Consider the following 26,472-nt stretch of genomic DNA (forward strand, 5'->3'; position numbering starts at 1 on the left):
CGGCAACGCGCGATCCGGTGCCGAGGCAACGCAATCGTCGCGCGCGCCCAGGTGATGATACGCCATTCGACACTTCGCTCTCGTCTTGGTAAGAGATCCCCTCGGCAATTCCAAGTGTGGCGCTTGGCTCGACCGCACAGGCAGTGAGTTCCGCGCGGGGTATCATGCCGCTCAACATCGAAGCGGCATGCTGAAAACAAACCGCGTACCGCTTGAATCGAGCCCTCTTGACCTCACCGACAGAGGGCGGTCGAACATTCGATGCCGCACGGACTGCCGAGGCACGGCGTCTCGCAGGAGCAATCATCGTCAGCAACGATCGCACCGATACAAACAATCCATTTTCCTTATCATCGATCTGACTCTACTCTACGTCCCATCGACGCAGACCAGACACCCTCAACCCTAACCCAATCTTGGAGAACGACCCCATGTTCGAGAATCGTATCGGAAGCCGCGTCCCGCAAGTCACCTTTCACACCCGTCGTGGCCACGAATGGGTGGATGTGACGACGGACGACATCTTCAAGGGAAAGACCGTCGTCGTCTTTTCTTTGCCCGGCGCCTTCACGCCGACTTGCTCCTCCTCGCATGTGCCGCGCTACAACCAGCTGGTTCCGACCTTCAAGCAGCACGGGGTCGACGACGTGGTGTGCATGTCGGTGAACGACACCTTTGTCATGAACGAATGGAAGAAGGCCCAGCACGCCGACAACGTTACCTTTATCCCGGACGGCAACGGGGAATTCACCGACGGCATGGGCATGCTGGTCGACAAGGACGATCTGGGCTTCGGCAAGCGGTCCTGGCGCTACTCGATGCTCGTGCGCGACGGCGTCGTCGAGCAGATGTTCATCGAGCCCGAGGTCGAAGGCGACCCCTACGGCGTCTCCGATGCCGATACCATGCTCGCCTATCTGGCGCCGGAAGCCGCCAAGCCGCTCGACGTCACCGTCATGACCCGCGACGGATGCCCCTTCTGCGTCAAGGCAAAAGAGGCCCTGCGCAACGCCGGGATCGACTACGAAGAGCTCGTGTTGAATCGCGACTACACCGAGCAGACCCTGCGGGCCGTCGCCAACGCCGCAACCGTGCCGCAGATCTTCGTCAACGGCAAGCTGGTCGGTGGATCCGACGCTCTCGAGACCTGGCTGAAGGAGCATCGCGCCGCGTAAGGCCGACTCTGCAAGACCGACGGGCGACCCGGTTGCGGCCGGATCGCCCGATCTCAGAGGGATTCGAAGACAGGACCGGGAGTCAAGAAGATGAGTCAGCATTTCGACCTGATCGCCATCGGAGGTGGAAGCGGCGGCCTGGCCGTGGCCGAGAAGGCCGCGCAGCTCGGACGGCGCGTCGCCGTGGTTGAGACGGGAAAGCTTGGCGGCACCTGCGTCAACGCCGGCTGTGTCCCCAAGAAGGTTATGTGGTACGGCGCCAATTTGGCGGCGGCTGTCGCCGACGCTCCGGGTTACGGCATTAAGGTCCAATCCGAGGGAATCGACTGGCCCACGCTCGTCGCCGGGCGCAACCGCTACGTCGCCGATATCAACGGTTACTGGGACGGCTACGTCGAGCGCCAAGGCATTACACGCATTCAAGGCCAGGCGCGCTTCGTCGACGCCCGGACCATCGCTGTCGGGGACGATCGCTACAGCGCGGATCATATCGTCATCGCGACCGGCGGTCGCCCGATCGTGCCGCGGATGCCGGGTGCCGAGCTTGGCATCACCTCGGACGGTTTCTTCGCGCTGGAGTCTCAACCCAAGCGCGTCGCCATTATCGGCGGCGGTTACATCGGTGTGGAGCTCGCCGGGGTCTTACGGGCGCTCGGGACCGAGGTCACCATCGTGGCACTCGAGGACCGCGTGCTGTTTCTCTTCGACCCCATGATCAGCGAAACGCTGGCCGAGAACATGGGCGCGGACGGGATCAAGATGCGGCTCGAATTCGAGGTTTCGGCGCTCGAGAAGAATGCCGACGGGCTCGCACTGGTCGCACGCGACGGCGAACGCCTGGGCGGATTCGACACCCTCCTCTGGGCGGTCGGGCGCACGCCGAACACCCGCGAGCTGAATCTGGAGGCCGCAGGCGTCACGATGCAGCCCAACGGCATCATCCCGGTCGATGCCTATCAAAATACGAACGTCTCGGGCATTTACGCCATCGGCGACGTGATCGGTCGCGAGCCCTTGACCCCGGTCGCCATCGCCGCCGGGCGTCGCTTGGCCGAACGCCTGTTCGGCGGCAAACCGGGTCTGAAGCTCGATTACGAGAATGTCCCGACCGTCGTCTTCGCTCATCCGCCGATCGGCAAGGTGGGCTTGACCGAGCCCGAGGCGCGCGAGCGTTTCGGCGATACCCTGACGATCTACGAGACCAGCTTCACCCCGATGCGCTACGCACTGAACGCGCACGGCCCCAAAACTGCCATGAAGCTAGTCTGCGTCGGCCCCGAGGAGCGGGTCGTCGGCATCCATGCGATCGGCGACGGTGTCGACGAGATGATGCAGGGCTTCGGCGTGGCGGTGAAGATGGGCGCGACCAAGGCCGACCTGGACTCGACCGTGGCGATCCACCCGAGCAGCGCCGAGGAGTTGGTCACCCTCAAGGAGCCGGTCAGACGTCCGGGGCAGGGCTCCTGATCCTAGATCCGGCGTTAAGTACCTAAAAAGCTCCGATCGACCGACTCCGATCCAACAATCGGCGGTCGATCGCGCGTGGCGCAGTCACGGCACGACAACTCCGCGACCGTGCGGAACGCGGAGATCGCCACCCGGCCTGCCCGCGCACCCCCGCAAGCTGCGAAATTTCGTTCGCCTCGTCCCAAGTCGGTACCCGCCGGCACCGCACGCAGATAGACTAGGGGCGTCTACTGGTTGCACCTGCTCCTCCAAAACGCCCCGTTGCAAGGTTCGTCTTTGTCTTCCCTAATCGTACCTGTGCTGGATCGCCGACTCTCCGTTGCGCCGATGCTCGACTGGACCGATCGGCACTGCCGGTATTTTCTGCGCCTCATCAGCCGACACACCCTGCTCTACACCGAGATGGTGACCACGGGAGCGCTGATTCACGGGGAGCGCGAGCGCTTTCTCGCCTTCGATGGGGCGGAGCACCCGATCGCGCTGCAACTCGGCGGATCGGACCCGCGGGACATGGCGCACTGCGCACGGATGGGCGCCGATCGGGGCTACGACGAGATCAACATCAACGTCGGTTGTCCGTCGGATCGGGTGCAGAACGGGCGGTTCGGCGCCTGCTTGATGGCCGAGCCGAGACTGGTCGCGGACTGCGTGGCGGCGATGAAGGACGCCGTCGCGGTGCCGGTGACCGTCAAGACCCGGATCGGGATCGACGATCGCGACAGCTACGACGAGCTCCTGGACTTTGCCGGCACCGTGACCGAGGCGGGCTGCGATGCGCTCGTCGTGCACGCGCGCAAGGCCTGGCTCGCCGGGCTGAGCCCGAAAGAGAACCGCGATATCCCGCCCCTGCGCTACGATGTCGTCGAGCAGCTCAAGCGCGATCTGCCGCACCAGACCATCGCGATCAACGGAGGCATCAAGACCCTGGAGGAGACCACAGGTTTTCTCGAGACGGTCGACGGGGTCATGATCGGGCGCGAGGCCTATCACAACCCCTGGATTCTCGCCGAGGCCGACCGGACAATCTTCGGGGATGCCCGACGCGCGCCGACACGCAACGAGATCCTCGACGCCTTCCTGCCCTATGTGGAGCGCGAGCTTGCGGGGGGCACACCCTTGAGCGCCATGAGCCGGCACATCCTCGGTCTCTTCCAAGGCCAACCCGGCGCCCGCGCGTGGCGACGCCATCTGAGCGAGCAGGCACACCGTCCGGGCGCGGGGGTCGAGGTCCTGACCGCGAAGCTGCCGCCCGAGCCGCGGCCTTAGTCGACGGATCTACCGCGAGGCGCCATGGACTGGGTCAGCCTCTCCCTGCTTTGCGCCTTCTCCCTGGCGAGTGCGGACGCCGCGACCAAGGCCTGGCTGCAAGGCTTCTCTGCACGCGAGCTGGTCGTGGTGCGCTTCGGCGTCGCCGGGCTCCTGATGACACCGCTGCTGGTCGGCATGCCGCCGCTGCTGGACCTGCCGCCGGCTTTTTGGGGGTGGATTGCGGCCCTGATCCCGCTCGAGATCGCAGCGATGCTCCTCTACATGGCGGCGATCCGCGACCATCCCCTCTCGCTCACCCTGCCCTACTTGGCCTTCACCCCGGTGTTCGTTATCGCCGTGGCTTGGGGGCTGCTCGGCGAGGCGGTCAGCCCGCTCGGCGCGGCGGGTGTCGGGTTGGTGGTGGCCGGCGCCTGGCTGCTGAACAGCCGGCATGCCAAACGACGCGATTGGCGAAGCTGGACACGTCCCTTCGCGGCCATCGTCGAGGAGCCCGGCTCGCGAATGATGCTGGCGGTGGCGGCCATCTATGCCGTGACCGCCACTCTGGGCAAAGGGGCCATGCGTTACATGGACCCTGAGTTTTTCGGGGCCTTCTACTTTGCGCTGCTCGGCGCGACCGTCTGCCTGCTGATCCTCTTGCCGCGGCCCGGGCTTCTTCTCAAGCTGGCGCGCCGACCGATGCCGGTTTTGCTCGTCGGCGTCCTGATGGGGCTGATGGTCTGCACGCACTTCCTCGCCGTGCAACAGGTCGAGGTGGCCTACATGATCGCCGTCAAACGCACCAGCCTGCTCTTCGGCATCCTCTACGGCGTCCTGGTCTTCCGCGAGACCGGTCTCTCGACACGGCTGCCGGGCGGCATGCTGATGCTCGCCGGTGTGGCGCTCATTGCTCGGTAGGCGCGCGCACCGAGACGAAGGCCGCCTCGATCCGTTCGAGCAACTCGTCCAACGGAGGTGTTCGGCTGGTATCGATAAAGACCGCATGGACACGCTCGTCTGATGCCAAGGGTTCCAGCGCCAGCCGTTGGCGCTCGAGAACCCGCACGTCGGCGTCCGAGACATCCTGTTTCTCGGCACGCCGGGAAACGATGCGGTGACGCAGCACATCCAGGGGGGCATCGAGCGCCAGGATCGCGATCGGTATGCGCTGCCGCCGAGCCAAGTCCCAAAACAGTGCGCGCCGCGCCGCGCGGATGAAGGTCGCATCGACCAACACGTCGTAACCGTAGCCGAGGATCGCCTCTGCCAGACGCAATAGACGGTCGTAGGTCCATTCGGTCGCGGTCGGGAAATAGATCCCGGCATCGAGCGACGCACGGGCGGACACGGTCTCGGAGATTCCGAAGAGCCGCTTGCGCTCGATGTCCGAGCGCAAATGGATCAAGGGGAGTGCCTCGCGAAGCAGCCGCGCCATATAGCTCTTTCCGGATCCGGACAGTCCGCACGCAATCAACAGGCGCGGCGACCGAATGCAGGTGTAGGACTCGGCAAGCTCCAGATAACGGATGCAGGTCGAGCGATCGCGGGCCTCTTGCGCCGGATCCAGATCGGCCTGCGCGAGACGGATCGCCATGACCTTCGCCCGAACCAGCGCGCGATAGACCTTGTAAAGATCCAGCAGGGACAAGAGCTCATAGTCTCCGCTACGCTCCAGATATCGGTTGAGGAAACGCCGCCCCAACGGCTCCGCGCCGGATTCATCGAGGTCCATGGTCAGGAAAGCGATCTCGCTCGCCGTGTCGATCCAGCGTAGGAAGGGGTTGAACTCGATCGCGTCGAAGATGCGAATCTCCCCGTTCACCAATGCGACGTTGCCGCGGTGCATGTCGCCGTGGCACTCGCGCACAAAGCCGTTGCGCCGCCGCCGTTCAATCATCGGAATCAGGGATTGCCAGCGCGCGCGTGTCCAGGCTTCGACGCGATCCAGACGCTCGCGGGGATCCGGCAGCAGGGCCCGGGAGCGAATCTGCACCAGGTTCTCGACCATGGGCGCAAGCACGGCGTCGGGAGTGCCGAAAGGACTCTCGGGATCGGCGACCGGGATCCGGGCGTGAAACTCGGCAATCTCCACGGCCAAGCGATCGATCAGCTCGCCGGAAAGCTCCTGACGGTCAAGCAGGGCCTCTTGCGGGAAACGGTGCATCTGCACGGCGTACTCCTGCACAGGACCGGTTCCGCCGATGCGCGGCGCGTTTGCGGTGCCGGTGACGGCAACCACGCCCAGATAGAGAGCCGGCGCGAGACGCCGATTCAGCCGCAGCTCCTCCTCGCAACAGCGGCGACGGCGTTCCAGCGTGGAGAAGTCGAGAAAACCCAGATCGATGGGCTTCTTGAGCTTGTAGGCAAACGCACCCGCGAGAAACACATGGGAGATGTGGGTCTCGATGTGCTCGACCGGGTCGGCAGGGTGCGGGTAGGCATCCGGTCGCATCAGGGCGTGTATCAGGCACGGAAAGGTGTCGACGTCCACGGGGCAGCTCACCTCATCCGTCCGGCAAAGACCTTACATCAATCGACCTTGAACCGAGTATAAGCGTTCTTTAATATCCCGTGCGATACTCGTCCTCTCCCAACCCGCAACCCGAACCGTTGGAGCTGTTTATGTCTATCGAACGCATCGTATTTGCCGTCGCCGGCGCCTTCATCCTGATCTCGCTCCTGCTTGCGCACTACGTCAGCCCCTACTGGCTGTGGTTCACGGCCTTCGTCGGCCTGAATCTCTTCCAGTCGGCCTTCACCGGATTCTGCCCGATGGCCCTGATCCTGAAGAAGATGGGCAAGAAGACCGGCCCCGCATTTTGACGCCGACTAAACCGCGTACGGAGCGATTCAAGTCGCTTCGTCTTTTGTCTCGGCCTCGTCGGACATTACGGCCTCGGCGCAACGCGGTTTAGGACTATACATAGTTCTTCATGACTTAAATCGCGTCTGCGCCGACTGCTCATGGACGTGAGAATCCCGCCCCAAGCTCCGAGCCCGCATATCGCAGCGGACGCGATTTAATCGGTGACCGGCTGTGCCCACAGATCGTGATCACCCGCGTCCGTGACCTCGACCTCGATAAAATCCCCCGGATCCAGCTCCCAGGCACCCGCGATGATGACCTCGCCGTCGATCTCGGGCGCGTCCGCATAGCTGCGAGCGATGACCTCGTCTTCCCCGACCTCGTCGATCAGCACGGTCAGCCGTTGGCCGACTCGCTCGGCGAGCTTCGCCCGACTGATCTCGGCTTGCACGGCCATGAAGCGCTCGACCCGCTCGTGCTTGACCGGCTCCGGGACAGGGTCCGGCAGCGCGTTGGCCGTCGCACCCTCGACCGGCGAATAGGGGAAACAACCCACGCGGTCCAGTTGGGCTGCGCGCAGGAAGTCGAGCAACTCCTCGAACTCGGCCTCGGTCTCGCCCGGAAAACCGACGATGAAGGTGCTGCGCATGACCAGCTCCGGACACTGCTCGCGCCAGCGCGAGAGCCGATCGAGCACCTTCTCGGTCGCCGCCGGACGACGCATTGCACGCAGAATCAACTCGCTGCCGTGCTGAAGAGGCATGTCGAGATAGGGCAGGATCAGCCCCTCCGCCATCAACGGGATCAGCGCGTCCACGTGCGGATAGGGATAGACGTAGTGCAGCCGGACCCAGGCCGGCAGCACGCCGAGTGCGCGCGCCAGGTTGACGGTGTCGGTCTTGAGCGGCCGGCCATTCCAGAAATCGGGCCGATAGCGCAGATCCAACCCGTAGGCACTGGTGTCTTGGGAGATGATCAAGAGCTCGCGCACCCCCGACTCCACCAGCCGCTCGGCCTCCGCGAGCACCTCGCCGATCGGGCGGCTTGTCAGATCGCCGCGCAGGCTTGGGATGATGCAGAAGCTGCACCGATGGTTGCAGCCCTCGGAGATCTTGAGATAGGCATAATGGCGCGGCGTCAGCCTCACCCCTTGCGGCGGCACCAAACTGACGAAGGGATCATGCGGCGCCGGCAGCTGCACATGAACGGCCGCCATCACCTCGTCGAGTGCGTGCGGGCCCGTGACCGCAAGGACTTCCGGATGAGCTTCGCGGATCAGCTCTGCACGCGCACCCAGGCACCCGGTCACGATGACACGACCGTTCGCGCTCAACGCCTCGCCGATCGCACCGAGCGACTCCTCGACCGCGTCGTCGATAAAGCCGCAGGTGTTGACGATGATCAGATCGGCATCCTCGTAGCTCGGCGGGATGCCGTAGCCCTCCGCACGCAGCTGCGTGAGGATCCGCTCCGAATCCACCGTCGCCTTGGGACAGCCGAGGCTGACGAATCCGATCTTGGGGGTTTGGGTCATCGACATAGGATTAACCGGGATCTACAACATCCAAAGAAAACCGACGATCTGCGAGCAGTCGCTCGGAGGACACCACGAGGGCCTTGGTCCGCACGGCCATCATCCTGGAATGAGCCAGTTGGCTGGCCGTCAGGGTGCGTCCCGCGCGGTGCCCGGCAAGGCGCAAGCCGACGCCATCGTGGTTCTACGGCACGTACTCAAGGGGTACGCCAGGGCGAAAGGGCTTGCACGACGGCAAGCGTCTGAAATGTCTCGGACGTCGCGCGATCAACAAACGGCGGCTCGGACATCTCGGGCTCCGCAAGGGACAAAACCTTCTCCCGGTGCCACGCCATGTTACGCGTCCCGTCGGCGGAAACGAAACGGAGGTCATCATCCCGCCCCTCTCGACGGGTAGACCATAGCGGGTTCCAATGAAAGTATGTATTCCTCGTCGACGGGACGAGTGTCGCCTGTCCGCGCTACCGCGGCCGTTGATCCCCAAGATATCAGCGGCTGGCATGGGTCGTCTGCCGCCATCGTTCCGAGCGGTAAGTGTCAAGGTAGTTGTCGCATCAATCATGTCATGTTCGTGTCGGCCTTCTCCTGTTCACGAGGGGGGTTTTTCCCGGGTTGAGCAAGACCGAAGCGGGCGGCGTCCAATTGCGGGTGGGTCCGGCTGGCTGCGGCGCAATCCCTCACTGGCGAGCACGGCGCCCTTGCTGCCCAACCGCAACGGACAGGCGATGACTCGCTCCAATGTCAACAAACGCTTGGAGCTCGCGGTGGCACGTGCCGCCGAGCGCTACCCCAGCCTCAACACGCGCCACATCTCACCTCACTCGGTGCGCCACTCCACCGCCATGCATATGCTGCAGTCCGGTGTCGCCTTCAGCGTGATCGCACTCTGGCTGGGGCATGAGAGCATGACGACCACGCATCGCTACGTCGAGGCCGATCTGGCGATGAAGCAAAACGCTCTGGCCCGCCTTCAGGAGCCCGCGATGGAGTCGACACGCTATCAACCGCCCGATGAGCTGATGCGCTTTCTCCTGGACCTGTAACTCTGTAGAGCCCCGATCGCGCCGACGCTCAGCAGCACCGGCATCGGCGCGACAACTCAACATAAATGCGACCTCTACATAACGGCCAGTTTCTGCCACTCAGCCAAGTCGCGTGAGCGGCAGGTCAACGCGCTTCGCGGTCACCGACGGCGCTTGGCCTGGGCGAGTGCTTACGACCGCCCCGGTCGTCGAGCCACCGCTTCCAGTTAAGCTGCGGTCGGCCCCAGGCGAAGCCTCAGGCGGATAGCCGCATGCGTCCTTGACCTGCTTTCGGTAGTCCTCGGGGAAGTTATGGAAAGGAGAGCGTCTGGGCCGATGCCCATTCAGAACCTGTCCCTCGGTCGCCTTGTACCGCGGGAGGTTGTTGATCTCCCGGAACGCGTCCTTGAGCTGGATGACGGCATCCTTCTTGTGCGCGCGAACGTGGTCGGCGGAGTAGATGTCGGCGAAGCGCTGGCCCTTGGCCGCGCCACCGGTGAGCGCGTAGCCGGGGCTCTTCTCCAGGTGGACCTTGAGGAACAGGAGCTTGCCCAGCTCGTCGATGGCGGCGTTGGTGGGTTTGACGCCCCCACGGGAGTAGATGGCCTCGTGTAGTTGGTCGAACTTGCGCTGGATGGCCCGGAAGTCGCCGCGGTGATACTCGGCCGAGACCTCTTGCACCATGCGCGTGCGGGTCTCGGAGATCGGCCGGGCGACGGTCTTCCAGTCATCTCGGGCCGGCAGGGCTGAGATCTGGGCGTCCTTCTCGACGTCGAAGATGAAGTCGTTCTCGCCATCCCAGAGCCAGACGAAACGGAAGGGCTTGCCCTCGGCGGCACCGAGTCCGGCCTTGAACTTGGCATCGTCCTGCACCGACGCCTTCGAGGCATCGCCGGGCTCACCACTTGCAAACAGGATGACGGGCTCGTCATCGTCCAACCCAACCAGCTCCGCGGTCTCCGCCATAGAGCCGTCGCCGAGGGGATCAAACAGGGCGAAGCTGGCCTCGATCTGCTGATAGCCGAGCTGTTCGAGCTTCTCGCGCGCGCCATCGCGCAGTGCGTCTGGATTGGTTTTTTTATTGGCCATTGAGGTCCTCTCGTCAGCGACGTCGGTTGAAAATGTTGGTGCCGACGACGACGTATTGCGCCGCCAGGAGCTCGCGGACTTGGTGCTCCGCCAGACCGGTGTCGCTCGCTACGCCTCGAACCGCACTGGCAAAGGGAACACCGCGGCGACCGACGAAATACTTCTCAGCCGACTCCCGAACGCGGCGCTCATCGCTGATCGCGCTGCCGCGCGCGGCCGACTTGTCGGTACCCGTTCGCTCCAGGGTCGGGTCGAGGCGCATCAGCAGCAGCGCGCGTTCGGTGCCTCCGCTCTGAGCGAGTTCCGGCAATGCCTCGGCGACGCGTTCTGCAGTGGCCGGGGTTTGCCAGTCTTTCAATCACCCGATCCGAGAAAGTCGGAGACGCGGCGGTAGCGGAGCATCGTGGCTGGGCCACGATGTCGATCAGGTCAGCCGGAGTGGAGTCTCACCGTCTTCAGAAAGAAGATATGTGGGCACGGAGTGCAGGAGTTAGTTTCGGTGACCTCGATCCGGTGGCCCGCCGGCCATAGGCACAGCAGGGGCACGCCCTGGGCACATGGCCCAAAACAGCATCTGTAGGTCAGTGTGCCCGGGATGTGGGCAGGAATCAGAGACGTAGCCGCGAAGTTTGACTTCAGGTTTCTGATGACAGGAATCGATCGGCGTAGGCCGGTCGCGTTCCGAAGCGGTAAATATTTGAAAAAGATTTGATTTGGCGCGCCCGACAGGATTCGAACCTGTGACCCCAGCCTTCGGAGGGCTGTACTCTATCCATCTGAGCTACGGGCGCTTTTTGCGGTTTCGCTATCCGGGGTGTCGCCGCTCGGTTCGATACCAGCGCAATCTCGATTCGCGAAGACCGTAAAATATACTGCGATTCGCCTCGGGCGTCCATGGGCTCTTGCACCGATGCTCAGCAGCAAAAGCGCCGGCCTGCATTCGGTCGGCCGCTCGGGGTACAGTGCTCAGTCAACGTCGAGGATTCCCTTCAGTGCATGCAGATGGCTCAAGCCTCGGGCTTTGCGGTTCTCGGGGGTCTCGTCGCGCGCATTGTCCCAGCGTAACTGATCCCGCGGCAGCTCGGAGAGGAAGCGGCTGGGCTCGCTGGTCACCCACTCGCCGTAGCGTTTACGCCGCCGCGTGAGTGTGAAGGTGAGTGTGCGTTGCGCACGGGTGATGCCGACATAGGCAAGCCGGCGTTCCTCCTCGATGGTCTCCTCCTCGATGCTGGTGCGGTGTGGAAGCAGCTCCTCTTCCATGCCGACCAGGAAGACGTGCGGGAATTCCAGGCCCTTGGCGGCGTGCAGGGTCATGAGGCCGACCCGGTCGCCGCCTTCGTCCTCGTCTTGACGTTCCATGACGTCCATCAGGGTGAGATGGGTCGCCATCTCGGCGAGTGTCTTCTCTTGCAGCTCGCCCTTTTTGAGTGCGCCGAGCCAGTCGAGCAGATCGGTGATGTTGGCGTAACGGCGGTCGGCGACGGCCTGGCTCGAGGCGTTCTCGCGCAGCCAGGAGGCGTAGTCGATCGTCTCGACCAGCGTGCGCATGGTCCCGACGGGGTCGCTTGCGCCGCGTCGGGCATGCTCGGAGACCAGTACGCTGAAGGCGTGGAGACGCTCGCGTTGGCGCTCGTTCAGGTGTTCGCCGAGACCGAGCTCGCCGCAGGCTTCGAGCAGATGGATGCCGCGCTCGCGGGCATAGTTGGCGAGCTTCTCCAGGGTCGTCGGGCCAATCTCGCGCCGCGGGGTGTTGACGATGCGCAGGAAGGCGGCATCGTCCTGCGGATTGGCGATCAGGCGCAGATAGGCCATCAGGTCCTTGACCTCGGCACGGGCGAAGAAGGACGTCCCGCCGCTCAGGACGTAGGGCACGTTGTGCTCGCGCAGGGCCTTCTCGAAGGTACGCGCCTGATGGTTGCCGCGATAGAGGATGGCAATGTCGCCGAACTCGGCCCCTTCGGCGAACTTGAGATGTAGGATCTCGGAGACGACCTGCTCGGCCTCGTGGACCTCGTCCTTGCAGTGCAGCACTCGCGGCGGCTCGCCCGGACCGTGCTCGCTCCAGAGCCGTTTCTCGAAGACATGCGGGTTGTTCGCGATCAGGGTGTTGGCGAGTCCGAGGATGGTCGCGCTGGAGCGGTAGTTCTGTTGCAGCATGATGACCTTCAGATGCGGATAGTCGGTCTGCAGCCGGGCCAGGTTCTCGGGCCGTGCACCGCGCCAGGCGTAGATGGATTGGTCGTCGTCGCCGACCACGGTGAAGGCCGCCCGCGGGCCGACGAGCCGACGAACCAGATCGTATTGCGCCCCGTTGGTGTCCTGGTATTCGTCGACCAGCAGGTAGCGGATTCTGCCTTGCCAGGTCTCGCGCAGCTCCGGGTGCTCGGCGAGCATCCGGGCCGGACCAAGAATGAGGTCGTCGAAGTCGACCGCGTTGTAGGCACGCAGGCTGCGTTCGTAATCGGCATAGAGCGCGGCGAGCCGGGCCTCGAAGTCGTCCTCGGCGTGGCTGGCGGCCTGGCTCGGGTCGATCAGGTCGTTCTTCCAACGGGAAATGCGATGTTGGATCGCCGCCGGGCTGAAGGCGTCGCCGCCCTTGGTATGGCGCAGGTGCTCTTTGATCAGGGCCTCGGCGTCCTGCGCGTCAAGGAGCGAGAACCGGGGGCGCAAGCCCGCGCGCTCGGGGTGTCGACGCAGCATGTCGAGGCCCAGCGTATGAAAGGTCGAGATGGTCAGACCACGCGTCTCGGCGCCCTTGATCCTGCTGCCGACCCGCTCGCGCATCTCGCGCGCGGCCTTGTTGGTGAAGGTCAGTGCGCAGATGTGGCGGGGCGAGATCCCGCCCGGGCCGATCAGGTGGGCGATCTTGCGGGTGATCACACGGGTCTTGCCGGATCCGGCACCGGCCAGGACCAGGAGCGGCCCGGCGGTGTAGTGCACGGCCTCGAGTTGTCTGGGGTTGAGTCCGCTCATGCGGGATCCTTTCGGGTGCGGGCGATCCGGTGCCCGCATCGCGCAAGGCCGCCTCGGGTTCGGGCCGACAAAGATACCCTATCGGCATCGGTCTAGCGCACCTGCGGATGAGGCAATCCGGGTGCGTTCGTACTACCATGCAAGTCTTTCAATCGACGGTGAGATGGTGGCCCCGTGACGAAGACGATCCTGCTGACGATCCCGCTGATGCTTTGCCTCGGGATGGCGTACGCGCAAGAGGAGCCACCGGCAGCGGCCGGCGGTGGATTTCTGGAGGCGCCGACGGTCATTCCGTCTCCGATCACCGGGGAACCGGTTGAGCCCGAGATCACCATTATCGAATCCGGCGACCAGGTCATCTACGAATACCGGATCCGCGGGGTGCTCTACATGGTCCGGATTCAACCCCAGTTCGGACCGCCCTACTTTCTCTTCGACACCAACGGCGACGGGGTTCTTGACATGCAGGAGAACGCGGCGAACAGCGTCTCGATACCGCAGTGGGTCCTGTTCGAATGGAACTGAAGTCGGATCGAGCGGCATCCGGGTGACACGTCGATCTTGAGTCCGCGAGCGGCCGAGCCGCCCGCGCCGTTCGGCCCCTTCCAATGTCTCGTCCGAGTCGCCTGTTTCTGCGCAATACAGACGCCTGGAGCTCCGTATGAGGAACCATCCCCGAACGGGAGGCCCGACCCGCCTGCTTGTGTTCGCCGATCGGATCGACGCCGTCGTCCGACAAATCGGCGAATGGGCGACCTGGCTTTCACTTGCCATGGTGCTGGTCACCTTCGCCGTGGTGGTCCTGCGCTATGCGTTCGACATCGGCTCGATAGCGCTGCAGGAGTCGGTGACCTACATGCATGCCGTCCTCTTTATGCTCGGCATCGCCTATACGCTGGGACGCAACGGCCATGTGCGGGTCGATATCCTCTACGAGCGTCTCTCGCGTCGCGGCCGTGCTCGGGTGGATCTGATCGGAACCCTCCTGCTGCTGATCCCCGTGTGCGTCCTGATCATCTGGCTCGGTTGGGCCTACGTTGCTGAATCCTGGCGTGTTCAGGAGGCATCCCGCGAGACCGGCGGCCTTCCTGCGGTCTATCTGTTGAAGAGTCTCATCCTGATCATGCCGATCCTGCTTTTGGCGCAGGGCCTGTCGAATGCGCTGCGCAATGGACTCTTCTTGGCCGGGATGGAAGAGGCGCTGCCGCCCTCCGACGGAGAGATGGGCCGTGCATGAGATGATGCCTGTGCTGTTGTTCGTCGGTGTCGTCGTCACCCTGCTGGCCGGCTACCCGGTGGCTCTGTCGTTGGGGGGCACGGCGCTTGCTTTTGCGCTGGTCGGCGAGGTCTTCGGGCTCTTCGAGCCGGCGTTTCTCGAGGCGCTGCCCAACCGACTCTACGGCGTCATGACCAACGAGACGCTGATCGCGGTCCCGCTCTTCGTCTTCATGGGCGTCATGCTCGAGCGCTCGCGTGTGGCCGAGAGTCTGCTCGACACCATGGCGATGCTGTTCGGACCCCTACGCGGCGGGCTCGGGATCTCGGTCACACTCGTGGGCATGCTGCTGGCCGCGAGCACGGGCATCGTCGGAGCGACGGTCGTGACCATGGGCCTGTTATCTCTACCGATCATGATGCGCCGCGGCTATTCTCCGAGCTTGGCGGCGGGAACCATCTGTGCATCGGGGACCCTGGGGCAGATCATCCCGCCTTCGATAGTGCTCGTCCTGCTGGGAGATGTGCTCTCGTCTGCCTATCAGCAGGCCCAACTGGAGATGGGTATCTGGTCGCCGGAGACGGTCTCGGTCGGCGACTTATTTGTCGGTGCCTTGGTGCCCGGATTGATGCTGGTCGGTCTTTACATCCTCTATATCGTGGGTATTGCCGTCTTTCGACCCGAGTCGGTACCGGCGATTCCACGTGAGGACCGACCGGTCGGCGGAGCCGCTCTGGCCTGGCGGGTCGTCTCGGTGTTGATCCCGCCACTCTTTCTGGTTGTGGCGGTGTTGGGGTCGATTCTAGGTGGGTTTGCGACACCGACCGAGGCCGCGTCGGTGGGCGCGGTCGGTGCGCTGATCCTGGCCGCGACGCGAGGTCGGCTGACCCTGTCGACACTGCGTGAGGTCGTGCGTCAGACCACCATGGTGACCAGCATGGTGTTCTTGATCTTCATCGGTGCTGCGATCTTTTCGCTGGTCTTCCGCGGATTCGGCGGCGATGACCTAGTGACCGAGTTTCTCACCGGCTTGCCCGGCGGGACGTTCGGGGCGGTGGCGCTGGTGATGCTGGTGATGTTCCTGCTGGGGTTCATCCTGGACTTCATCGAGATCACCTTCGTGGTGGTCCCGATCGTGGGGCCCGTCCTGCTCGCGATGGGGCTGGATCCGGTCTGGCTCGGGGTCATGATGGCGATCAATCTCCAGACCTCGTTTCTCACACCGCCGTTCGGCTTCTCGCTCTTCTATCTTCGCGGTGTCGCTCCGCCCGAGATCACCACGGTCGACATCTATAAGGGCGTCGCACCCTTTATCCTGATTCAGTTGCTCGTCCTTGGACTGCTTGCGCTCTGGCCTGCGTTGACCACCTGGTTGCCCGGGTTGGTCTATGCATCCTGAGGCCTTTTCCGAACCACTCGGTCGGCAGCGGTGACGCGCGGGAATCAGCGCGCACTCGATCGACGGCCGGTTGAATCGACAGCCTGCGGTGGCGGGGGCTGTCGAGCAAGATCCCGGGTAAGGCCCTGGTAGAGGTCAGGCCGGGGATCCCGGAACATCACGCCGATGCCGGAGCCGCGATGGTGGACCACGATGGCGGGGATGAGCCAATCCTTTCCGAGGCAGGCAAGCTCGAGCTCGACGAGGATACCGGTGGGGAGCGTGAGGTTGCGCACCTCGAGAAACATACCCTGATCGGATAGGTTGCAGGCGCGGGCACAGATGAACCGGCGTTTACGGTAGCGGATAGACACAAGAAGATCGATCGGGTGTCGGGCGCAGTAGCGGCGTTCGATGGCCATTGGATAGTTTCCCCCTCGCTCTTCGGTTTCGCCGGATAGTAGAGGCTCGACTTGACGAATCGGTTGAGGTCGTATGACGGATCGATGAACCTTATCGAGCACGCCGCCGTCTTCATCAGCCATCGCGATGCTGCCAATAGCCCCAGTCATAGGTCCGATATTTCACAGGCATCAGATTCGTATAGAGCAAAGTGCAGCGGATGATCGAATGCACCGTCTTCCGTAATCTGCTGCTTTCTATTCGGCGATGGTCGATCGCATGGACGACCAGATCCTTTTGGAACGAAACCCGAAAGCCCGCTCGTCGAATGCGCCAGACGACCTCCGAGTCCTCGTTGCAGGTCAGTCTCATATCGAAACCGTCCACGCACGCGAGAGCATCTCGCCGTATCAGGAGATTCGAGCCGGACGCGGCAGGAAATCCGCATGCATGGCTGAGCGCTTGGGCGCGTGCAATGCGGTTGTAATAGTGGCGGAAGCGACCTCGGGAAAGCTTCGGTCCGTAGTAGACCGCACTCCCGGAAAGGGCCGCGAGCCTGTCGAAATAATCCGGCGGAAAAAGGATATCGGCATCGCTGAACAGCAGCCAGTCGGTCCGTGCGAGATCGGCGCCGCGCTGTCTCGCTTGCGTAACCGAGCCGGGCTCGCGCAGGACGAGCGTGCGCTCCGGACGCAGGGTCTCGATCAGATCCGGCGTCTCGTCCCGGCTCGCATCCACGACGATGAGCCGGATTTCCGCCGGAACGGACGCCAGAAACTGCCGGATATTGTGGGCCTCGTCGCGCGTCGGAAGGATCAGTGTCAGTTCGGCCGGCAGCATTCGCGTTCATCCCGTCTCGCACGGCAAAATGGCCGTCGGTCGAGTTTAAGGCGGCGTCATGTCAAGCTGATGACACGATGGGGTTGGATCGGAGACCCAATCGAGCGCGAGGCCAATAAGCCCATGGGGCATCGGTCCGGAAACCCGGATAAAGAAACCCCGGAGTCCAGGGGTCGGAACTCCGGGGTAATCGCTTCCCCGGCTGGGGGATGCCGGGTAGTGGGGTTGCCCTCAGGGGGGATAGGCAACCCCGATGCGCTCGGCAAATGTGACCCGGTACACCTGAGTAAGTTCCTTGGGTGTTCGACGCGTAAAACCAAGCTCTGCGACATTCAGCGCTGCGATGTCCCGGGTACGGCAAGACATCCGTACTTGTTCGATATATCAATAGAGGTTTTTCAGCAGCTTAATACCAAAATCTTAATCCAAATCGCGCTCCGCCAGCGCACCCTTAACGACGAGCCTACGCATACCCGAAACCGGCATGGATGACCTCGGGCGCGATCTGGGTCAATGGGCCTCGTCCCAGTTATCCCCTACCCCGATATCGACAATCAAGGGCACAGCCAGGTCCGCGGCTGACTCCATCATCGTGCGGATGCGCGCACCGGCCGTTTCGACCGCATCGGCGGCGATCTCGAACACCAGCTCGTCGTGCACCTGCATGATCATCCGCACCGGCGGCTGCTCGGATTGGATCCAGTCGTCCGTCGCAATCATGGCACGCTTGATGATGTCTGCCGCCGTGCCCTGCATCGGGGCGTTGATGGCGGTCCGCTCAGCCGCTGCGCGCCGGCCCTGGTTGCTGTGCCCGATCTCGGCGAGATAGAGCCGGCGCCCGAAGAGCGTCTCGACATAGCGGTCCTCGCGTGCCTTGGCGCGGGTGCGCTCCATGAAGTCCTTGACCCCGGGATAGCGCTGAAAATAACGATCGACGTATTCCTGCGCCGCACCCCGCTCGATACCGAGCTGCTTGGCGAGGCCGAAGGCGGACATGCCGTAGATGAGCCCGAAGTTGATCGCCTTGGCCGAGCGGCGTTGCTCGCCGGTAACCGCCTCGGGCTCGAGCCCGAGGATCTCGGCGGCGGTCGCGCGGTGGATGTCGAGCCCGCTCGCAAAGGCCGCGAGGAGCCGCTCGTCGCCCGAGAGATGGGCCATGATGCGCAGCTCGATCTGGGAGTAATCGGCGGCAAGCAGTCGGTTCCCGGACTCGGCGACGAAGGCGCGGCGGATGCGGCGGCCCTCGTCGGTACGGATCGGGATGTTCTGCAGATTCGGGTCGCTCGATGAGAGTCGGCCGGTGGCGGCCACCGCCTGGTGGTAGGAGGTGTGCACCCGCCCGGTCTGCGAATTGACCATCTGGCGGAGCTTGTCGGTGTAGGTGGATTTCAGCTTCGAGAGGCTGCGGTGCTGCAGGATCAGATCCGGCAGTGCATGGCCGTCGGCGGCGAGCTGCTCGAGGACCGACTCCGAGGTCGAGGGCGCGCCCGTCGGCGTCTTGGCGACTACCGGCAGGCCCAGCTCCTCGAAGAAGATGGCGCCGATCTGCTTGGGCGAGCCCATGTTGAAGCGCCGACCGGCCGTTTCGTAGGCCCGGGCCTCGATCTCCTGGATACGCTTGGCAAGCTCCCCGCTTTGCACGGCGAGCAGGTCCGGGTCGATCCGCACCCCGTGGCGTTCCATCCGCGAGAGGATGGGGATCAGGGGGATCTCGATGTCCCGGTAGAGTGCGGCCATGCTCGGGACCGCTTCCAAGCGGGGCCAGAGCGCGCGATGCAGGCGCAAGGTCACGTCCGCATCCTCCGCGGCATAGTGTCCGGCCTGCTCCAACGGGATCTGGTCGAAGGTCAGCTGCTTGGCGCCTTTGCCGGCGATGTCCTCGAAATGGACCGTATCGTGGTCCAGGTATTTCTTGGCCAGCGAGTCCATGTCGTGGCGGGTCGCCGTGCTGTCGAGCACGTAGCTCTCGAGCATGGTGTCGTGCGCAATGCCGCGCAGCTCGATGGCGTAGCGGGCCAGGATGCTCATGTCGTATTTGAGGTTTTGGCCGACCTTGTGACGCTGCGGATCCTCCAACAGCGGCTTCAGGCGCTCCAAAACCTCCAGGCGATCGAGCTGATCCGGGGCCCCCGGGTAGATGTGGGCGACCGGGACATAGGCGGCCGTGCCCGGCTCGACCGAGACGGAGAGGCCCACCAGCTCCGCGCGCATGTAATCCAGGTCTGTCGTTTCGGTATCGAAGGCGAAGAGATCGGCGCTCCGCAGCGTCTCGACCCAACCCTCGAAGGCGTCTCGGGTGAGGACGACCTCGTAGTCCCGGCTCGGCCTCGACCCCGTCGCTGTCTCGGCGCCGTTCGGGTCGACCGCGGTGTCTGCGTCCTTCAGTGTGGCGAGCAGCCGACGCGACTCCAGGCGCTCGTACCAACCGCGCAGGGTCTCGCGATCCGGCTCGCTCGGGCGCAGGTCCGTCGGCTCGAGGTCGAGCGTGACGTCGCGCTTGATGGTGGTCAGCTCGCGCGACAGAGGCAAGCGATCCAGCACGGCACGCAGGTTCTCCCCGACCTTGCCCTTGATCTTCTGGGCGTTGGCGATCACGCCGTCCAGATCCCCGTAGTCGGCGATCCATTTGGCGGCGGTCTTGGGGCCACACTTGTCGACGCCCGGAATGTTGTCGACGCTGTCGCCCATCAGGCTCAGATAGTCGACGATGCGCTCGGGCGGCACACCGAACTTCTCCTTCACACCCGTCGGATCCAGGACCGTATCCGTCATCGTGTTCACGAGCGTCACATGCTCGCCGACGAGCTGCGCCATGTCCTTATCCCCGGTCGACACCAGGGTCGGGATGCCCTGTGCCGCGGCGCGGGTCGCGAGCGTGCCGATCACGTCGTCGGCCTCCACATCCGGGACCACCAACAGCGGCAGACCCATCGCCCGAATCACCTCCTGCAGCGGCAAGATCTGCTCGCGCAGCTCGTCCGGCATCGCCGGCCGATTGGCCTTGTACTCGGGATAGATGTCGTCGCGAAAGGTCTTACCCGGCGCGTCGAAGACCACCCCGATATAGTCGGGGTGATGCTCCTCGATGAGCTTGCGCAGCATGCTGACAACACCCATGAGCGCGCCGGTCGCCTCGCCCTTGGAGTTGGTCAATTTCGGGAGTGCATGGTAGGCGCGAAACAGGTAGCCGGAGGCATCGACCAGGATCAAAGGGTAGCGTGTCGCCATGAGGGTCTCGTCGGAGGGAGGCGGATCAATGGGAACAACGGTAGCATAGCAGCGCCTGTGCGACCGTCGATCGATCGCCGGCATGCGGAATTTCACCGGGGACAAATGCCGGCCGGTGGTCAAGACAGGTCGGAGGCTCGATCCCGCGCCGCGCCCTCGATGCGGAGTCGCTGACGCAGACGGCGGAGCTGCTCCGAATCGAGCGCGTCGGCAAAGACCGGGAGCGAGCGGCGACGCAGGAAGCCGAGACGGAAGCTGAGCACGACGAGCGGGAGGGTGATGAAGGTGCCTGGACACAGGCGCGCCTCATGCTCGGCGCCGGAGACGCAACGGATCCGCCAAGTCCCGCCCGGCTCCCAGAGAACCGAACGTATCGACCAAGGCGCACGCCGCAGGACATCGACATAGCCGATGTAGAGCGCACTAACGGCGACCGGAATCAACAGAAACAACCACGACGGGCCCTCGCCGAGCAGAGGAATCACGGACGCTGCAGCGGCATGTGTCAGCCCGACGAACCAAGCGAACCGGCGGGAAAACCCCGGGCGGATCTGTAACGGCGGACGTTCGCGGTGAGAGCCCATTGCAAGACCGGATCAATTGCACTCGAAACGGCGCGCCGGATCCGAATCGCGAATCACCGGCAAGCGCCTCCGATCGATCGCGTTGCAGCTCGAGGACAAAACGACGGTTCCGGGTGGTTGGGCCGAGGCAGGAGGCTCAACGATCAGGCGGTGACCTCGACCTCATCGTTGGTCTTCGTGACACGGCCTAACCGACGAAGAATCCATAACGAACCCCGCTGCGCGGTGCAATGGCGCCGACAGGAGTGTCGGTGGACGTCGCTCTCGCTTGTCCACCGCTCGATCTTGCGAACGGATGCCCGTCGGGTTGCTCGGCCGGATCACGGAATCTCGGGCATGTCCCAGGTCTCACGGCTCGTGAGCGCGCGCAGGAAGGCTCCGAGCTGGAAGATCTCGGCGTCGGTCAGGCCCCGATCGACCAGCAGCTCCGACTTGTTCGGGTCCGGATTGCCGCCCGAAGCCATATAGCGAATCGCCAGCTCAAGCGTAGGTGCACTGGCATCGTGGAAATAGGGCGCGCTCAAGGCCACGGAGCGTAGCGAGGGGGTTTTGAATGCACCACGATCCGCCTCGTCCTCGGTCACCTTGAACCGGCCGGGGTCCGGGGTGTCCTTTCCATGCTCCAGGCCGATGTTGTAGAAGGTGCTGTTTCCGTAGTAAGGCGGGGCGTGACAGGCGACGCATCCAGCCTTGCCGACGAAGAGCGCCTGTCCGGCGACGGCGTCCGGAGTGACCGCGCCCGTCTGCCCCATCTCGTAACGATCCCAGGGAGAATCATCGCTGTTTGTGGTGCGCAGATAGGCGGCCAGCGCTTTGACGATCGTCTCGGGTGTGGCCGGGCCGCCGAAGACGGTCTCGAACTGCTCGGCATATCCCGGGACCGCCTGAATAAGCGGCGCGACCTGCTCCGGGTCGGCGTTGATTTGGGCCTTCCAGGCCGCTAAGACCTGCCCCTCGAGGCTGGTCGCGCGGCCATCCCAATACCAGGCCGTCTGATACCCCGTGTTGTAGAGCGACGGGGTATGCCGCGTGTTCAGATCCCCGTTGTCCTTCCGAGAGAATCTTCGCCCATCGGTCCAGCCGAGATGGCGGTAGTGACAGCCCTGGCACGCCATGGTGCCGCTGCCCGAAAGGCGCGGATCGACGAACAATTGTTTGCCGAGCGCGATCTTCTCGGGAGTCGCGGGGTTGTCGTCCGGATGGACCATCGGGGGCAAGGCGGACGGGCGAGCAGGCGCTGCGGGCGGCTCGGGGGCCGCAGCCTCGGTCGGAGCGACCGGCTCCGCAACCGCGATCGGTGGCTGATCTGGAACAGGCGGCTCGACGCTCTCGTTCCTGCGGTCGTAGACGATCCAGAGGGACGTGACCACAATCAGCCCGGCAATGGGATAGCGAATATCGATCATGCGTTCTCTCCTCCAATAATGGTCGGCCTTGCATGCGGCTCTTGTCTCATCAAGCAAGATGATACCGGGTCGGGCCTTCGAACCCGAATTGTCGCGCCGTTCACCAGCGAGGAGATGATGCGATCGATGATCTATCCGTGCAAGTCGACACTCGCGCTGGGTCGTTCACGCACGACCTCGACGATGTGCCGAACGAGATCGCCCAGCTCGGTATCCGCCGGTTCCTTGCGGGACATAAACCAGTCGCTGAGCCGCTGATCCTGCTCGCCGAGCAGGCGCACGAAGGCGAGGCGTTGAGCCTGATCCAAATCACGGTAGCCGAGATCGAGGAAACGATCCAAAAGATGATCGAGCTCCAACATGCCGCGCCGGCATTGCCAGCGCAACCGTCGGATCTCGAGCTCCGTCTCCGACGCCCCCCGGGAGGCGTCGGTCACGGCCGCGGTCTCGGATGTCGATTCAGTCGCCACAGGTCCGCTAGACACCCTTCTCGAGCATCAGATCCTTGATCTTGCCGATCGCCCGCGTCGGGTTGAGTCCCTTCGGACAAACCTCGACACAGTTCATGATGCTGTGGCAGCGGAAAAGCTTGTAGGGACCGTCGAGGGCATCAAGCCGTTCCTCGGTCGCTTGGTCGCGGCTGTCGGCGAGGAAACGCCAGGATTGCAGCAATGCCGCGGGGCCGTGGAACTTCTCCGGATTCCACCAGAAGGAGGGGCAGGCCGTCGAGCAGCAGCCGCAGAGGATACATTCGTAGAGCCCGTCGAGCTTGTCGCGCTCTTGCGGCGACTGGAGGATCTCCTGCTCCGGAAGCGGATCCTTGCAAACGAGGTAGGGTTTGACGGCGCGGTATTGCTCGTAGAACTGGGTCATGTCGACAACCAAGTCGCGGATCACCGGACGGCCCGGGAAGGGACGGACCTCGATCGGCGCCTTCAACTCGCCGATGGGCGTGATGCAGGCGAGCACGTTGCGGCCGTTGACGTTGACCCCGTCCGAGCCGCAAACCCCCTCGCCGCAGGAGTGGCGAAAGCTGAAGCTCTCGTCCTGTTTCTTCACCTCGAGCAAGGCATCGCGCAGCATCATGCCTTGAAAGGTCTTGACCTCGTAGTCCTGCATCCGGGGCTTGGTGTCGGTGTCCGGATTGTAGCGGTAGACGCTGATCTTCATAACGCACCTGAATTCGTTGTTTTTGAACCCTTAACCCTGAACCCAAATCCGGCAGAGCCTGACCCGAGAAACCTGGTCGATGGCTCTGCTCGTTGTCGTTGTCGGTGTCGTTGTCGTGTTCGTCCGGAATCCGATGACGATGACGACAACGAACACGACGACGAAATAGTCTGCGACGGTTTGCTCAGGGCTTGCGGCGTAAGAGACTAGTAAACCCGCTCCTTCGGCGGGAAGGACTCGACCGTCAAGGGCTTGGTGCGCACCGGTTTGTAGTCCATACGATCGCCCTCTCGGTAGTAAAGGCTGTGTTTAAGCCAGGTCTGGTCGTCGCGCGCAGGATGGTCTGGTCGCGAGTGGGCACCTCGGCTTTCCTGCCGATGCAGCGCCGAGACCGCGATCGACATGCCGACATCCATCATGTTCTCCAGCTCCAGCGCCTCGATTCGGGCGGTATTGAAGACCTTGGACTGGTCGGTCAGACGTGCCTCGGGGAGTCGGTCGCGCAGCTCGCAGAGCTTGTTGTAGCCCTCGGTCATGATCTCCTCGGTCCGGAACACACCGGCGTGATCTTCCATACACTTGCGGAAATCGGCGCGCAGCTGCCCGACCGTAGGGCCGTCTCCCGTTTGTTCCCATCGGCCCAGGCGACCCATCGCCTGCTCCAGGCTCGCGGAGTCGACGGCGCGTTGATAGGGGTTCTCGCGGACATAGTCGATGATGTCCTTGCCCGCCAATCGACCGAACACCAGGATGTCGAGCAGCGAGTTCCCGCCCAAACGATTGGCGCCGTGCACCGAGGCACAAGCGCACTCGCCGGCCGCGTAGAGACCGACCACGACCTCCTCGGAGCCATGGCCCGCCGGCATGGCGACCCGACCGAAGCGGTCGGTCGGGATACCCCCCATGGCATAGTGAGCGGTCGGGAAGACCGGGATGGGCTCGATGACCGGATCGACACCCGCAAAGATCTGGCTCGACTCGCGAATACCGGGGAGACGTTTGGAGATGACCGCCTCGCCGAGATGGTCGAGCTTGAGCATCACATAGTCGCCGTTCTCGCCGCAGCCGCGCCCTTCCTTGACCTCGGTGACGATCGCACGCGAGACCACGTCGCGGCTGGCTAGGTCCTTGGCGCGCGGGGCATAGCGCTCCATGAAGCGCTCGCCGTCCTTGTTGATGAGATAACCGCCCTCCCCGCGCGTGCCCTCGGTAATCAGCATCCCTTTGCCGGCAATGCCGGTCGGGTGGAACTGGAAGAATTCCATATCCATCAGCGGGATGCCGGCACGCAAGGCCATCGCGGCACCGTCGCCGGTGTTGATGTGCGCATTCGAGGTCGTGCGGAAGACCTGACCCCAGCCGCCGGTGGCGAGCAGGGTCGCCTTGGACTCGATCAAGAGCGGTTCGCCGGTCTCGATCTCGAGCACCAGTGCACCGCAGATGATCCCTTCGGCATCCCGCACCAGGTCGATGGCGAAGAACTCGTCGAAGAAGTGGGTCCGCGCCCGGATGTTCTGCTGATAGAGGGTGTGCAGGATCGCATGACCCGTGCGATCGGCGGCGGCGCAGGTGCGCGCCGCCTGATCGCCGCCGAAGTTCTGGCTCTGACCACCGAAGGCGCGCTGGTAGATCTTGCCGTCGTCGAGACGCGAGAAGGGTACGCCTGCATGCTCGAGCTCGTAGACCGTCGGGATGGCCTCTCGGCACATGAACTCGATCGCGTCTTGGTCACCGAGATAGTCCGAACCCTTGACGGTATCGAACATGTGCCAGTGCCAGGAGTCCGGCAAGACGTTGGCGAGCGCGGCGTTCACCCCGCCCTGGGCTGCCACCGTGTGCGAACGCGTCGGAAAGACCTTGGAGACAACGGCGACGCGCAGATCAGCACCGGCCAGTTGAAGTGCGGCGTTCAGTCCCGCGCCGCCGGCGCCGATGATGAGAGCGTCGAAGTGACGTGTCGGAATTCCCATGCCTGGATTACCCCTGCAGACCGGCGGTGATGATGGCCTTGAAGGCCCAGAGGCCCGAGGCGATGAAGACGAAGGCGAAAAGGGTCAGCAGACCGATCCGCAGGCCGAGCGCGTGCACATAGTCGATCAGGACATCACGGATGCCCACCCACGCATGGGCGAGCAGGAGCGGTACGAGGAGCATGAGGCCCAGCGCGACCAGCGGATGGGCGACCCAGGCGACCAGGGCGGCATGGTCGACCGGCGCGTTGAAGGCGAACTTGATCAGTAGATAGGTCAGGAAGAGCGCCAAATAGACGGCCGTAGTACGCTGAATGACCCAGGCCATAAGACCGGATGCTTGCCGGCTCATAATGCCAGCCCTCCACCGATGACCAGTACGACGATCGCCGCTATCAGCGCCGTCCAAGAGCTCCGTCGAGCTGCCGGGCGGTCCAGCCCCAGACCCAGGTCGAGCAGCAGATAGCGGATCCCGGCGAAGAGATGGTGCAGCAGGCTCCAGGCCAGGACCAGCAGGATCAGCTTCACCAGCCAGAAGTCCAGGATGCCGGCGACCTGCGCGAACCCCACGGGCCCGGAGAGCGCGTGGTGTAAGAGGATGGCCGCGAGCGGGATGGCGAGGACCATCAAGACGCCGCTGATGCGATGCAGGATCGAAACGACACCCGGAATCGGCAGCTTGATCCGCCGTAGATCCAGGAATACGGGTCTTGTTGTTTGCATTCTTTAACCTTTGGTGATGCGCCTATGAGGATGCGCCGGCCGCGTCCCGACCCACCCGAGTGCGGCCGAGCCCGGCCGGTTCGACACCGCGTTCGCCCCGGCGTTTTGCGGTCACCGGGACGCGACAGCCTTGAATCGACCATGGGCTTCTGTCGTGTACCGAGGGGTAGGACCGTCGTCGAACTGTCAGATCGGGTCGTTATTGTGCACTGCAACAGGGGGCGATTCAATCTTGAGAACA

The 26,472-nt window shown here is 63.8% G+C and carries 24 protein-coding genes and 1 tRNA gene; 9 read left to right on the forward strand and 16 right to left on the reverse strand.

The window, feature by feature from the left end; translation table 11 throughout:
• Positions 1–431: 431 nt before the first annotated feature.
• The 4 genes from LT988_RS04515 to LT988_RS04530 all read left to right on the forward strand — a co-directional run bounded on the left by LT988_RS04515 (position 432) and on the right by LT988_RS04530 (position 4,808).
• Complete coding sequence (locus tag LT988_RS04515; RefSeq protein ID WP_232409041.1) at positions 432–1,175, forward strand: glutathione peroxidase; 744 nt, start codon at positions 432–434, stop codon at positions 1,173–1,175.
• A gap of 90 nt (positions 1,176–1,265) precedes the next feature.
• Positions 1,266–2,642, forward strand: coding sequence for a glutathione-disulfide reductase (gorA, locus tag LT988_RS04520; RefSeq protein ID WP_232409042.1), 1,377 nt, complete (start codon positions 1,266–1,268; stop codon positions 2,640–2,642).
• A 276-nt stretch (positions 2,643–2,918) separates the two neighbouring features.
• Positions 2,919–3,908 carry a tRNA dihydrouridine(20/20a) synthase DusA gene (gene dusA, locus LT988_RS04525; protein ID WP_269752100.1) on the forward strand — a complete coding sequence of 330 codons (990 nt, stop codon included), beginning with the start codon at positions 2,919–2,921 and terminating at the stop codon, positions 3,906–3,908.
• 24 nt (positions 3,909–3,932) lie between these two features.
• Positions 3,933–4,808 (forward strand): DMT family transporter, encoded by an 876-nt coding sequence (locus LT988_RS04530; RefSeq protein WP_232409043.1) that lies wholly within the window; start codon positions 3,933–3,935, stop codon positions 4,806–4,808.
• Here LT988_RS04530 and LT988_RS04535 read toward each other — a convergent pair.
• On the reverse strand, positions 4,795–6,381 hold the full coding sequence (locus LT988_RS04535) for a bifunctional aminoglycoside phosphotransferase/ATP-binding protein (RefSeq protein WP_232410517.1): 1,587 nt from the start codon (positions 6,379–6,381) through the stop codon (positions 4,795–4,797). The two genes, LT988_RS04530 and LT988_RS04535, sit on opposite strands and share 14 nt — an antisense overlap.
• A gap of 131 nt (positions 6,382–6,512) precedes the next feature.
• Between LT988_RS04535 and LT988_RS04540 the strand changes: the two genes are divergently transcribed.
• Complete coding sequence (locus LT988_RS04540; RefSeq protein ID WP_093191486.1) at positions 6,513–6,713, forward strand: YgaP family membrane protein; 201 nt, start codon at positions 6,513–6,515, stop codon at positions 6,711–6,713.
• Between the two features lie 197 nt (positions 6,714–6,910).
• Here LT988_RS04540 and rimO read toward each other — a convergent pair whose 3' ends face one another.
• On the reverse strand, positions 6,911–8,236 hold the full coding sequence (rimO, locus tag LT988_RS04545; RefSeq protein ID WP_232409044.1) for a 30S ribosomal protein S12 methylthiotransferase RimO: 1,326 nt from the start codon (positions 8,234–8,236) through the stop codon (positions 6,911–6,913).
• 554 nt (positions 8,237–8,790) lie between these two features.
• On the opposite strand from rimO, the gene LT988_RS04550 reads away from it, so the two are divergent.
• The gene (locus tag LT988_RS04550) at positions 8,791–9,273 is read left to right on the forward strand and encodes a tyrosine-type recombinase/integrase (RefSeq protein ID WP_269752101.1); all 483 of its coding nucleotides are present in this window, start codon (positions 8,791–8,793) and stop codon (positions 9,271–9,273) included.
• Between the two features lie 99 nt (positions 9,274–9,372).
• On the opposite strand, the gene LT988_RS04555 is transcribed toward LT988_RS04550, so the two are convergent.
• From LT988_RS04555 to LT988_RS04570, 4 genes are all read right to left on the reverse strand, one after another.
• Complete coding sequence (locus tag LT988_RS04555) at positions 9,373–10,341, reverse strand: hypothetical protein (protein WP_232409046.1); 969 nt, start codon at positions 10,339–10,341, stop codon at positions 9,373–9,375.
• Positions 10,342–10,354: 13 nt separating this feature from the next.
• Positions 10,355–10,699 (reverse strand): hypothetical protein, encoded by a 345-nt coding sequence (locus LT988_RS04560; protein WP_232409047.1) that lies wholly within the window; start codon positions 10,697–10,699, stop codon positions 10,355–10,357.
• Between the two features lie 356 nt (positions 10,700–11,055).
• A tRNA-Arg gene (locus tag LT988_RS04565) sits at positions 11,056–11,132 on the reverse strand.
• Positions 11,133–11,307: 175 nt separating this feature from the next.
• The gene (locus LT988_RS04570) at positions 11,308–13,314 is read right to left on the reverse strand and encodes a UvrD-helicase domain-containing protein (RefSeq protein WP_232409048.1); all 2,007 of its coding nucleotides are present in this window, start codon (positions 13,312–13,314) and stop codon (positions 11,308–11,310) included.
• Positions 13,315–13,488: 174 nt separating this feature from the next.
• Between LT988_RS04570 and LT988_RS04575 the strand changes: the two genes are divergently transcribed.
• The 3 genes from LT988_RS04575 to LT988_RS04585 all read left to right on the forward strand — a co-directional run bounded on the left by LT988_RS04575 (position 13,489) and on the right by LT988_RS04585 (position 15,929).
• A complete protein-coding gene (locus LT988_RS04575) occupies positions 13,489–13,839 on the forward strand; it encodes a DUF2782 domain-containing protein (protein ID WP_232409049.1) in 351 nt (116 codons plus the stop codon).
• A gap of 136 nt (positions 13,840–13,975) precedes the next feature.
• Positions 13,976–14,551 carry a TRAP transporter small permease subunit gene (locus tag LT988_RS04580; protein ID WP_232409050.1) on the forward strand — a complete coding sequence of 192 codons (576 nt, stop codon included), beginning with the start codon at positions 13,976–13,978 and terminating at the stop codon, positions 14,549–14,551.
• Positions 14,544–15,929 (forward strand): TRAP transporter large permease, encoded by a 1,386-nt coding sequence (locus LT988_RS04585; RefSeq protein ID WP_232409051.1) that lies wholly within the window; start codon positions 14,544–14,546, stop codon positions 15,927–15,929. The genes LT988_RS04580 and LT988_RS04585 overlap by 8 nt, the downstream gene beginning before the upstream one ends.
• Positions 15,930–15,973: 44 nt before the next feature.
• On the opposite strand, the gene LT988_RS04590 is transcribed toward LT988_RS04585, so the two are convergent.
• The 10 genes from LT988_RS04590 to sdhC form a co-directional block, all read right to left on the reverse strand.
• Positions 15,974–16,330: a PilZ domain-containing protein gene (locus LT988_RS04590; protein WP_232409052.1), complete on the reverse strand. Its 357-nt coding sequence runs from the start codon at positions 16,328–16,330 to the stop codon at positions 15,974–15,976.
• Positions 16,331–16,445: 115 nt separating this feature from the next.
• Positions 16,446–17,150 carry a glycosyltransferase gene (locus LT988_RS04595; RefSeq protein ID WP_232409053.1) on the reverse strand — a complete coding sequence of 235 codons (705 nt, stop codon included), beginning with the start codon at positions 17,148–17,150 and terminating at the stop codon, positions 16,446–16,448.
• 510 nt (positions 17,151–17,660) lie between these two features.
• Complete coding sequence (gene polA, locus LT988_RS04600; protein WP_232409054.1) at positions 17,661–20,378, reverse strand: DNA polymerase I; 2,718 nt, start codon at positions 20,376–20,378, stop codon at positions 17,661–17,663.
• Positions 20,379–20,497: 119 nt separating this feature from the next.
• On the reverse strand, positions 20,498–20,962 hold the full coding sequence (locus tag LT988_RS04605) for a protein YgfX (RefSeq protein WP_232409055.1): 465 nt from the start codon (positions 20,960–20,962) through the stop codon (positions 20,498–20,500).
• 320 nt (positions 20,963–21,282) lie between these two features.
• The gene (locus tag LT988_RS04610; protein WP_232409056.1) at positions 21,283–22,368 is read right to left on the reverse strand and encodes a cytochrome-c peroxidase; all 1,086 of its coding nucleotides are present in this window, start codon (positions 22,366–22,368) and stop codon (positions 21,283–21,285) included.
• A 131-nt stretch (positions 22,369–22,499) separates the two neighbouring features.
• Positions 22,500–22,805 (reverse strand): FAD assembly factor SdhE, encoded by a 306-nt coding sequence (locus LT988_RS04615; RefSeq protein ID WP_232409057.1) that lies wholly within the window; start codon positions 22,803–22,805, stop codon positions 22,500–22,502.
• Between the two features lie 40 nt (positions 22,806–22,845).
• Positions 22,846–23,538: a succinate dehydrogenase iron-sulfur subunit gene (locus tag LT988_RS04620; RefSeq protein WP_232409058.1), complete on the reverse strand. Its 693-nt coding sequence runs from the start codon at positions 23,536–23,538 to the stop codon at positions 22,846–22,848.
• 206 nt (positions 23,539–23,744) lie between these two features.
• Positions 23,745–25,508, reverse strand: a complete 1,764-nt coding sequence (gene sdhA, locus LT988_RS04625) for a succinate dehydrogenase flavoprotein subunit (protein ID WP_232409059.1) — start codon at positions 25,506–25,508, stop codon at positions 23,745–23,747.
• A gap of 7 nt (positions 25,509–25,515) precedes the next feature.
• Positions 25,516–25,860, reverse strand: a complete 345-nt coding sequence (gene sdhD, locus LT988_RS04630; protein WP_232409060.1) for a succinate dehydrogenase, hydrophobic membrane anchor protein — start codon at positions 25,858–25,860, stop codon at positions 25,516–25,518.
• A complete protein-coding gene (gene sdhC / locus LT988_RS04635) occupies positions 25,857–26,231 on the reverse strand; it encodes a succinate dehydrogenase, cytochrome b556 subunit (RefSeq protein ID WP_232409061.1) in 375 nt (124 codons plus the stop codon). Before sdhC ends, sdhD begins: the two co-directional genes overlap by 4 nt.
• Positions 26,232–26,472: the final 241 nt, after the last annotated feature.

The sequence above is a fragment of the Thiocapsa bogorovii genome, assembly GCF_021228795.1.
In the GTDB taxonomy this organism is placed as follows: Bacteria; Pseudomonadota; Gammaproteobacteria; order Chromatiales; family Chromatiaceae; genus Thiocapsa; species Thiocapsa bogorovii.